General features: G+C 70.2%; 8 protein-coding genes and 1 pseudogene. 5 read left to right on the top strand and 4 right to left on the bottom strand.

All coding sequences use genetic code 11. From position 1 onward, the window contains the following. The 4 genes from ACZ4XD_RS36720 to ACZ4XD_RS36705 all read left to right on the top strand — a co-directional run. Positions 1-121 (top strand): RidA family protein (locus ACZ4XD_RS36720; RefSeq protein ID WP_468049829.1); only part of this gene is annotated, 121 nt, incomplete at its 5' end. A gap of 35 nt (positions 122-156) precedes the next feature. Continuing rightward, positions 157-1,671 carry a 4-hydroxyphenylacetate 3-monooxygenase, oxygenase component gene (gene hpaB, locus ACZ4XD_RS36715; RefSeq protein ID WP_468049827.1) on the top strand — a complete coding sequence of 505 codons (1,515 nt, stop codon included), beginning with the start codon at positions 157-159 and terminating at the stop codon, positions 1,669-1,671. Beyond that, complete coding sequence (locus ACZ4XD_RS36710) at positions 1,661-2,218, top strand: flavin reductase family protein (RefSeq protein WP_468049825.1); 558 nt, start codon at positions 1,661-1,663, stop codon at positions 2,216-2,218. Before hpaB ends, ACZ4XD_RS36710 begins: the two co-directional genes overlap by 11 nt. A 37-nt stretch (positions 2,219-2,255) precedes the next feature. Further along, entirely contained in the window at positions 2,256-5,501 is a 3,246-nt protein-coding gene (locus ACZ4XD_RS36705; RefSeq protein ID WP_468049823.1) for an AfsR/SARP family transcriptional regulator, read from the top strand. On the opposite strand, the gene ACZ4XD_RS36700 is transcribed toward ACZ4XD_RS36705, so the two are convergent. The 4 genes and pseudogenes from ACZ4XD_RS36700 to ACZ4XD_RS36685 form a co-directional block, all read right to left on the bottom strand. After that, positions 5,398-6,189, bottom strand: coding sequence for a 2-keto-4-pentenoate hydratase (locus tag ACZ4XD_RS36700; RefSeq protein ID WP_468049822.1), 792 nt, complete (start codon positions 6,187-6,189; stop codon positions 5,398-5,400). The two genes, ACZ4XD_RS36705 and ACZ4XD_RS36700, sit on opposite strands and share 104 nt — an antisense overlap. A 9-nt stretch (positions 6,190-6,198) precedes the next feature. Next, positions 6,199-7,287 carry a 4-hydroxy-2-oxovalerate aldolase gene (gene dmpG, locus ACZ4XD_RS36695; RefSeq protein ID WP_468049820.1) on the bottom strand — a complete coding sequence of 363 codons (1,089 nt, stop codon included), beginning with the start codon at positions 7,285-7,287 and terminating at the stop codon, positions 6,199-6,201. A 5-nt stretch (positions 7,288-7,292) separates the two neighbouring features. After that, positions 7,293-7,616, bottom strand: a pseudogene (locus tag ACZ4XD_RS36690) (acetaldehyde dehydrogenase (acetylating)); the annotation flags it as partial. Positions 7,617-7,742: 126 nt separating this feature from the next. Beyond that, entirely contained in the window at positions 7,743-8,552 is an 810-nt protein-coding gene (locus tag ACZ4XD_RS36685; RefSeq protein ID WP_468049818.1) for a 2-keto-4-pentenoate hydratase, read from the bottom strand. A 279-nt stretch (positions 8,553-8,831) separates the two neighbouring features. Here ACZ4XD_RS36685 and ACZ4XD_RS36680 point away from each other — a divergent pair. Further along, positions 8,832-9,572, top strand: a 741-nt coding sequence (locus ACZ4XD_RS36680) for a pseudouridine-5'-phosphate glycosidase (RefSeq protein WP_468049816.1), incomplete at its 3' end; no start/stop codon positions are given.

Here is a 9,572-nt window from a genome sequence, read left to right as displayed (position 1 = left end):
GGAGTTCTTCGACTTCGACGGCCCCACCCGCACCACCGTGGCCGTCCATCAACTCCCGCACCCGCACCTCCTGATCGAGATGAAGGTCATCGCCTTCAGCCCGGCCGAGGGCTCGCGGTAACACATCCGGCTCATCAACGAAGGAGGATCGACCCCATGGGTGCGCGCACTGCACAGGAGTACCTTGCGGGCCTCAATGACGGCAGAGAGGTCTGGCTCGGCGGGGAATCCGTAAAAGACGTCACTTCCCACCCCGCCCTGCGCCGCGGAGCGAGTTCGATCGGCGCCTGGCTCGACCGGCAGCACGAAGTGGAGCTGCGGGACGTTCTCACCTTTCCCTCACCCGAGTCGGGTGAGCGTGTCGGAATGTCCTTCCTGCGCCCGGTGACCCGGGAAGACCTCGGCAAGCGTTCCGCCGCCTTTCTCGAAGCCGCACGGTGGAGCGGCGGAATGCTGGGGCGTACGCCCGACTATCTCAACTCGTCGTTCATGGCGCTGGCTTCCGCCTCGGAGTTCTTCACCGCGGTCAACCCCGAGTTCGGCCGGAATATCGAGGCGTACTTCCGCCATCTGCGGGAGAACGACGTCGTGCTCACCCACACCCTGGTCAATCCGTCGGTCAACCGACGGCTCACCGATCAGGGAATCCCCAGCTCACAGGTCGCTCTGCAGATCGTCCGGCACACCGACCGCGGCATCGTGGTGCGCGGGGCGCGGCTCCTCGCCACGCTCGGTCCGCTGGCCGACGAGCTGGTGGTGTTCCCCTCCACCTCGCTCAAGGATGATCCGTCGTCGACCCGTTACGCCTTCGCGTTCGCCATCCCCTGTGCCACCCCCGGTCTGCGTTTTCTGTGCCGGGACAGCTACGACACGGGCCGGTCGGTCTTCGACGCCCCGCTCTCCGCCCGGTTCGAGGAGATGGACGCCGTCGTCGTCTTCGACGATGTCGAGGTCCCCTGGGAGCGGATCTTCCTGCTGGAGGACCCGTCCTCGTGTAACTCGGTGCATTCCGCGACGAATTCACTGATCCATATGATGCACCAGGTCGTCTGCAAGAACATCGCGAAAGCCGAGTTCATGGTCGGGCTGCTGTGCGCGATGACCTGGGCCAATCAGCGTGACCGCGCCCCGCAGACACAGGCACAGATCGCCGAGGCGATGTGTGTGGTGGAAATGATGAAGGCCTGCCTGACCGCGAGCGAGGCCCAGGCCAGGGCCGACCAGTGGGGCACGATGACGCCCGACCGGATGCCGCTGGACGCCGCCCGCAACGTCTTCCCGCAGCAGTACCAGCGGCTGGTCGAACTGGTCCAGCTCCTCGGCTCCAGTTCGCTGATGGCCACCCCCGCCCAGGCCGACCTGACCTCGGCGATCGCCGGTGACATCGACACCTACTTCGCCCTGGAGAACCTCGAATCCCCGCAGCGCATCGGGCTGTTCCGGCTCGCCCAGGACGTCGCCGTATCGGGCTTCGGCGCACGGCAGGCGCTCTACGAGCGCTTCTTCTTCGGCGCACCGGAACGGGTGGCGGGCATGCTGTTCCAGGCGTACGACAAGGAACCCCTCACCAAGAGGATCTTCGACTTCCTCGGCCGTCCGGACGGCCTCGCCGGCCTCACCGACGGGCCGGGACAGCGGAACACGGCATCGGAGGCCGATGATGGACGCTGACTCCTTCCGCCGGGCGCTGGGCAGCTTCCCCAGCGGCGTGACGATCGTGACCACCGCCGATGCGGACGGCGAGGCATGGGGCATCACGGTCAGCGCCTTCTGTTCCGTGTCCCTGTCGCCGCCCCTGGTGCTGTTCTGCCCGGCGGTGTCCGCACGCTCCCACGAGGTGTTGCGGCGGGCCGAGCGGTACGCGATCAATGTGCTGCGGCCCGAGCACCGCACGCTGGCCCTGCGGTGTGCGAAGGCCGGCGCCGACAAGTTCGCCCGGGCCGGATTCCGTACCGAGGGCGGCGTTCCGGTCCTGCCCAGCGCGCTGGCCAGCCTGGTCTGCCGGGCATCCGCCCGGTACGACGCCGGTGACCACAGCATCCTCGTCGGCGAGGTCGAAAGCGTCCGGGTGAACGACGGACCGCCGCTGGTGTACTTCGACCGCGAGTTCCGCGAGCTGTCACCCGCACCGCTCCTCGCACCACCGGGCCGGGTGGACCGCTACCGCGACCTGTCGGGGTGCGAAACGGACAGCGCCGACGGAAGCAATGCCGCCTGACCAAAGGTCCGCTGACCGGGGATGTTACCCTTCTCACATGCGAGTTCAGCTGCTCGGACGGCTGGAAGTGCGCGAGGCGGAACAGCTGGTTCCTCTTGAGGGGCCCCGGCAGCGGACCTTGCTGGCCCTGCTCGCGCTGCACAGCGGAACGGTGGTCTCGACCGACCGTATCCTCGACGAGGTCTGGGACGAGAACGTGCCCTCGCACCCGGCGAACACGATCCAGGCTCAGATCTCGCGGCTCCGGGCCCTGCTGGGCAGCAAGCGGATCGCCACCGCGAGCGGCGGCTACACCCTGGACGTGGACCGCGAAGACGTAGACGTCTACCGGTTCGAGGCCCTGGTTGCGGCCGGACGCACCGCGCAGAAGTCCGGTGAGCCGGAGGCCGCTGCCGCCACCCTGACCGAGGCGCTCGCCCTGTGGCGCGGGCCCGCCCTCGCCGATGTCCTGGACATGGACTTCGCCCGGACCGAGGCCGGTCGCCTCGACGAGTTGCGGCTCATCGCCCTGGAGAGCCGCATCGAGGCCGACCTCGCCCTGGGCCGGCACGCCGAGGTCATCCCGGAGCTGTCCGCGCTCACCGAGGCACATCCGCTCCGGGAGCACTTCTTCGCCCTGCTCATGATCAGTCTCTACCGCGCCGGCCGCCAGGCCGAAGCCCTGCGGGTGTTCCGCAAGGCCCGCGGCCAGCTCGTCGACGAGCTGGGGGTCGATCCGAGCGAGGAACTGCAGCGGCTGGAGCAGCGGATCCTGATCCACGACGCGGGCCTGCTCGGCCCCGCTTCCGCACCGGTCCCCCAGGCGGCGCCGGCCGCGCGTGCCACGGGCAATCTGCGCAGCCCCCTGACCAGCTTCGTCGGACGCCATGACCTGCTCGGCCAGGTGCGGCAGTTCCTCCGTTCATGGCGGCTGGTCACCCTGACCGGGGCCGGCGGGACCGGAAAGACCCGCCTCGCCCTGGAAGCGGCCGACGCCGTCGACCTTCCGCTGCCCGACGGCGTATGGGTGGTGGAGCTGGCGCCGGTCTCCGAACCGGACCGGGTCGCCGACGCGGTCCTGCAAGCCCTCGACGTCAGGTCACAGCCGTCCACCACCATGCAGGCGGCGCCCGCTCCGGGCACCGTACGGCCCGCCGTCGAGCGGCTGCGGCAGTACCTCCAGGAAAAGCAGCTGCTGCTGGTGCTGGACAACTGCGAACACCTCGTCGAGGCCGTCGCCGAGCTGGCGGAAGCGCTGCTGCGGGACTGCGGACGGCTGCGCATCGTCACCACCAGCCGGGAGCCGCTCGGCGTCCCCGGGGAGATGCAGCTGCCCGTACCGCCCATGCGCTACCCGGGGCCGGCCGAACAGGACCCCGAGGCCATCGCCGGCCACGAAGCGGTACAGCTCTTCGTGGAGCGCGCCCGTGCCGTCAGCCCCGGCTTTCGCCTCTCCGAAGGGAACGCCGTACCGGCCGGGGAGATCTGCCGCCGGCTGGACGGCATTCCGCTGGCGATCGAACTCGCCGCCGCCCGCACCAAGACGATGTCGCCCAGGGAGATCACCCGCGACCTGGCCGACCGCTTCGGTCTGCTGACGGGAGGCTCCCGCACCGCGACGGCGCGCCACCGCACCCTGGCGGCGATGGTCGACTGGAGCTACGAGCTGCTGTCCGAGGCGGACCGGGCGGTCTTCGACCGGCTGTCGGTGTTCTCGGGCGGTTTCACCGTGGACGCGGCGGCGGCGGTCTGCGCCGACCTGCCGGAGCGGGACGCGGCGGCCGTGCGGGACTGCCTCGACCGCCTGGTCAACAAGTCCCTGGTCACCGTCGAGGTGGGAACGGGCGACCACGCGCGTTACGAGATGCTGGAGACGATCCGGGAGTACGGCACCGCAAGGCTGCACGCCACCGAGGGCTACGGAGAGGCACACGACCGGCACGCCGCGTACTTCCTCGCGGTCGGCGAAGAGGGCGGACGCCAGGTGCGCGGTCCCGACCAGCCCGTATGGCTGGCAACCCTGCAACGTGAGACGGGCAACCTCGACACCGCCCTGGACTGGCTGCTGGGACGCGGGGAGGCCGAGCCGGCGCAGCGGATGGCGGGCGCGCTCGCCTGGTACTGGTGGATCCGGGCCGAGCACCAGAGCGGCATCCGGCGGCTCCTGGCCGCGCTGGAGCTGGACGGCCGCGAGACCTCGCCCACCGTCTACGTACTCGCTCTCGCCTGGGCGTCCCACCTCGCGCAGAACGCACACGACCTCGACGCCGCCGTGCGCCTCGGACAGCAGGCCCTGGACGTCGGGACGGCGGCCGGCAGCCCGGACTCCGATCTCGCCCTCGCCTCGGCCTTTCTGGCACATGCGCTGATGCGCCAGGGGGAGCACGCCGAGGCCGCACCGCATATCGCCCGTGCCTTCGACGGACTGGACGAGGCCACCGACCACTGGGTACTGGCGAGTTCCTATCTCGTCGCCGGGCTCGGTGCGTTCTGGCAGGGCGATGTCGAACGCGCCACGGATCTCTTCACCCACGCCCTGACGCACTACCGCCGCAGCGGCGACCAATGGGGCGTCCTGCGCGCCCTGTTCCGCCTCGGTGCGGTCAGCGAATGCCGCGGTCACTACCGCGAGGCGACGGCGCTCGCCGACGAGGGGCTCGGCCTGGCCCGGCGCCTCGGCCTGGCCGAGATGGTCGCGGCACGGCTGGCCGACCTGGGGCGGCTGGCCATCCTCCGCGGCGAACCGGACACCGCCCGTGGCCGGTTGCAGGAGTCGTTGGACACCGCCGCCTGGATCGGCGCGGAAGAGCCCGCCGCCGGCGCCCGCAACAGCCTCGGCATCCTCGGTCGTGCCGAGAAGGACCTGGAACGGGCCGGGGCCCTGCACAGCAGCGCCCTGGCGTCCTACGAACGGATGGCCCTGTCCAGGGAAGCGGGGATGTCCCGGGTCTGCCTGGGCCTGGTGCTGGTCGACCTCGGCAAGACGGCCGAGGCACGGGAGTACTTCGAGCGCGCCATCGCCGCCGGCGAGTCGGTGCATGACCCGTGGCTGCTGGCCATGGGCCTCGAAGCCCTGGCCGGGGCGGTCTGCCGGACCGAACGGCAACGCGCCGCCGACCTGCTGGGCCGAGCACGGCAGATCCGCGAGGAGACGGGAATGCCCACGCCGACCTGGCTGGCCGACGATGTGGACCGCACCGCTAAGGCCGTACGGAGCTCGGCGCCACCGTCACCGACGCCGCACCCAGTGACTCGACCACCGCACGCACCTGCGCCCCCGGACGCAGCGGAACCGCCGCGGTAGCACCGCCGGCGAGCACCACCCACCCCGCCCGCAGCGGCATCCCGGCCCGACCGGTCAGCCGTGCCGCGGCCACCAGCGAACGCCAGGGATCCCCGAGGATCGACGCGGTGGCCCCGGCCTCGGCGGTCCGGCCGTCCACCTCCAGGAGCACCCCGAGGCAGTCCAGCGACGGCGGTACGGGCCGCCAGGCGCCGAGCACGAATCCGGCGGCGGACGCGTTGTCGGCCACCACATCCGCCAGCGTGAAGCGGAAGTCCGCATAGCGGGAGTCGATGATCTCCAGGGCGGGGGCGACCGCGGTCACCGCCGAGGTGATCGTCTCCGGCGGTGCGCCAGCAGGGATGTCGCGTCCGACCAGGAACGCGACCTCGGGCTCGACCCGCGGATGGATGAAGTGGTCCGGTGCGATCCGGTCGCCCTCCGGGACCAGCATGGCGCTGGTCAGACGTCCCCAGATGACCTCGTCCACGCCCATCTGCGCCATCTTCTGCCGACTGGTGAAGCCCATCTTCACCCCCACCAGACGTTCGCCGCGTTCCAGCCGCCGGGCGACGGCCAGCTCCTGTACCGCGTAGGCGTCCGCGACACTCAGCGCAGACCCTTGCGAGGGCTGCGCGGTGACCTCAGCCCGCCGGGCCGCCTCATCGAGCCGCGCGGCGATGCTTTCCCTGGGAGCCGATCCACTCATGCCGACCTCTCACACGTCGTCTGCGGTGTGTGTCTGGTTGCCGCGGTCGCGCGCCAGGTCGAGCGCCACGTCCACGATCATGTCCTCCTGTCCGCCCACCATCGCCCGGCGGCCCACCTCGACGAGGATCGAGCGGGCGTCCACCCCGTACCGGCTCGCGGCGCGTTCGGCGTGGCGGAGGAAGCTCGAATAGACCCCGGCATAGCCGACCGCCAGGGTCTCCCGGTCCACTTGGACCGGACGGTCCTGCAACGGGCGGACGAGTTCGTCCGCGGCGTCCATGAGCGGGAAGAGCTGACAGCCGTGCGGCCGGCCCATCAGGGTGGCCGTGGCGATGAAGACCTCCAGCGGGGCGTTGCCCGCTCCCGCGCCCTGGCCCGCCAGCGCGGCGTCCACCCGGCAGGCGCCGTGTTCGACGGCCACCAGGCTGTTGGCGACGCCGAGGGAGAGGTTGTGGTGGGCGTGGATCCCGATCTCGGTCTCCGGCCGGAGCGCCTCACGGTAGGCGCTGACCCGCGCGGCCACCCCGTCCATCGTCAGCCGTCCCGCGGAATCGGTGACATAGACGCAGTGCGCGCCGTACGACTCCATCAGCCGGGCCTGCTCGGCAAGGACCGCCGGCGGCGCCTGGTGCGACATCATCAGGAAACCGGCCACGTCCATCCCGTGCTCCCGCGCCCAGGAGATGTGCTGGGCGGCGATATCCGCCTCGGTGCAGTGCGTGGCGATGCGGACGCTGCGCACCCCCAGATCCCGGGCCTGCCTGAGATCGGCGATGGTGCCGATTCCCGGCAGCAGCAGCGTCGTCAGCCGCGCCCGGGTGACCGTCTCGGCGACGGCCTGGATCCACTCGGCGTCGGTGTGCGCGCCGTGACCGTAGTTCACGCTGGAGCCGGCCAGACCGTCCCCGTGCGCGATCTCGATCGCATCGACCCCGGCCCGGTCCAACGCCCCGGCGATCAGCCGTACTTGGTCCAGGCTGTAGCGGTGTCCGATGGCATGCATTCCGTCGCGGAGCGTCACGTCCTGGATGTAGAGGTTCCGGCTGCCTTCCTTCGCCGTTCCCGGCGTCGTGTCCTTCGCTGCGACGTCCTTCACCGTGCTCACCTGGCCGCTGCCTTTCTCCGGAGTTCCACCAGGCGCTCGGCTGTACGCACCGCGGCGGACGTCATGATGTCCAGGTTTCCGGCGTACTCCGGCAGGAAGTGGCCGGCTCCGGAAACCTCAAGGAAGACGGATACCTGAAGGCCCGTGAAGGTGCCGCCCAGCGCGGGCACGTGGCGGGGAGTCCCGACGCGCTCGAACTGCACGGCCTGCTTCAGCCGGTAGCCGGGCACATACGCGCGGACGGCGGACACCGCGGCCTGCACCGCGGCGCTGATCGCGTCCGGATCCCCGTCCGGGCACAGGCAGTGCACGGTGTCCCGCCAGCCCCTCCGAAGCGGGGTCGATACCCGCCATGGCGGCCATCCGCAGACTGCTCGACTGCCGAAGGATCTTGACCATCAGGTCGGTGCCGATGTTGCCCGACCCGATAACGGCGACCGGTACTGTCATGAGTGCCCTCCCTTCGCGAACGCCGCTCGTACCGAACCGAGCCCGGAGACCTGCGCTTCGTAGACGGTCCCGGGCTCCACGCGGACCATGGGGCCGAGGGCACCGGAGAGCACCACATCGCCGGCGGCGAGCGGGTGGTCGGTCCTGGCCAGTCGGCGGGCGAGCCAGGTCACGGCGTTCACCGGGTGTCCCAGGCACGCCGCGCCGGCTCCGACGGACAGCGGTTCACCACCGGCCGTCAGGACCGCTCCGCTCTCCCGCAGATCCAGTCCCTCCAGACGCCGTGGGGTCCCGCCCAGAAGGAACAGCCCGCTGGAGGCGTTGTCGGCGACCGTGTCCACGATCTCGATGTCCCAGGCGGCGATCCGCGAGTCGACCACTTCGATCGCCGGCACCACATACGCGGTCGCCCGCAGCACATCGGCCGTCGTCGTCCACTCCTCGGCGAGGCCGCTTTCCAGGACGAAGGCGACCTCCACCTCGATACGCGGGTCGATCAGCCCCGTGAGGTCGATTTCCTCGGCGTCGCACACCGCCATATCGCCGAACAGCACCCCGAAATCCGGTTGATCGACACCCATCTGCTGCTGAACTGCCGGTGAGGTCAGTCCGATCTTGCGGCCGACGAGCCGTCGTCCCGCCGAGAGTGCGCGCCGCGTGTTCACTTCCTGAACCGCATACGCGGCCTCGATATCGCCGGCACCCAGCAGTGCGCGGACCGGAGCACAGGGCAGATTGCTCACCCACGCGTTCCAGAGCCGTTGCGCCGCTTCCGCGATGCCGTCGCTATCAGTGCTCGGAGGCATGCTGAGGGCTCCTTTCGGCATTTCCTTGGCTTTCGGCATTTCCTTGGCGTGCCCTGATTCACGATCGGACGCCGGACGACCACACCCTGCTCCCCGGCCCTGCTGCGGGCCTGACATGGCGCTGATACCGCGGCCCGACCGTCCGCCCGGGTACGTCAGCCCGTCGTCAGGCGCACCTCAGCCAGAGCTCCGACCATGGTCGCCACTCCCGAGCGCACGAGGTCCACGGACGGATTCCGACCACGTGGTCGTGGGGTCTCGCATCAAGAAGGAGGAGAGGTGCACCCGTTGCTACGCCTGAGTGATGAGGTCGAACAGGCCCTACGGGAAGGGCGGCCGGTGGTGGCTTTGGAGACCACCGCCATCAACCACGGACCGCCGTACCCGGGGAATCTGGAGTGGGCGCTGGCCCTCGACCGGGCGGTGCGCGAGGGCGGCGCGACACCCGCCCTGATCGGAATCGCCGACGGACACTTCGTCGTCGGAATGAGCGAGAGCGAACTGGAGCGATTCGCCGCCACCGAGCACATTCCCAAGGCCAGTACGCGGGACATCGGGCTGATCCTGGCATCCGGCGGCCTCGGGGCCACCACCGTGGCCTCCTCGTTGCTCATCGCCGACCACGCCGGGATTCCGGTGCTGTCGACCGGAGGCATCGGAGGAGTGCACCGCAATGCCTCGGTCACCTTCGATATCTCCGCCGACCTCATGGAACTGACCCGCAGACAGGTCGCCGTGGTGTGTTCGGGTGCCAAGAGCATTCTCGACGTGGGGCTCACACTGGAATATCTGGAGACGCTGGGGGTGCCGGTCATCGGCTATCGGTGTGCCGACTTCCCGGCCTATTACTGCACCTCCAGCGGGTTTCCCAATCCGCAGCGGGCCGATGAGCTCACGACCTTGGCCGCGGCCATCGACCTGCACTGGGAGGCCGGGGCGACGGGATCGGTGGTGGTCACCTCGCCCATCGAAGCTGAGGACGCGCTGGACGGCGACCGCGTCGAGCAGGCGGTCCAGGAC

The organism is Streptomyces sp. NPDC029466 (assembly GCF_055574515.1).
The sequence above is the reverse complement of the archived record's forward strand: the minus strand, read 5'-3'. Positions and strand labels throughout refer to the sequence as shown.

Bases quoted from the DNA above. Each gene is read 5' to 3' on its own strand.
- hpaB (WP_468049827.1), top strand. From the start codon at position 157: ATGGGTGCGCGCACTGCACAGGAGTACCTTGCGGGCCTCAATGACGGC.
- ACZ4XD_RS36710 (WP_468049825.1), top strand. From the start codon at position 1,661: ATGGACGCTGACTCCTTCCGCCGGGCGCTGGGCAGCTTCCCCAGCGGC.
- ACZ4XD_RS36700 (WP_468049822.1), bottom strand. From the start codon at position 6,189: ATGAGTGGATCGGCTCCCAGGGAAAGCATCGCCGCGCGGCTCGATGAG.
- ACZ4XD_RS36705 (WP_468049823.1), top strand. From the start codon at position 2,256: ATGCGAGTTCAGCTGCTCGGACGGCTGGAAGTGCGCGAGGCGGAACAG.
- ACZ4XD_RS36685 (WP_468049818.1), bottom strand. From the start codon at position 8,552: ATGCCTCCGAGCACTGATAGCGACGGCATCGCGGAAGCGGCGCAACGG.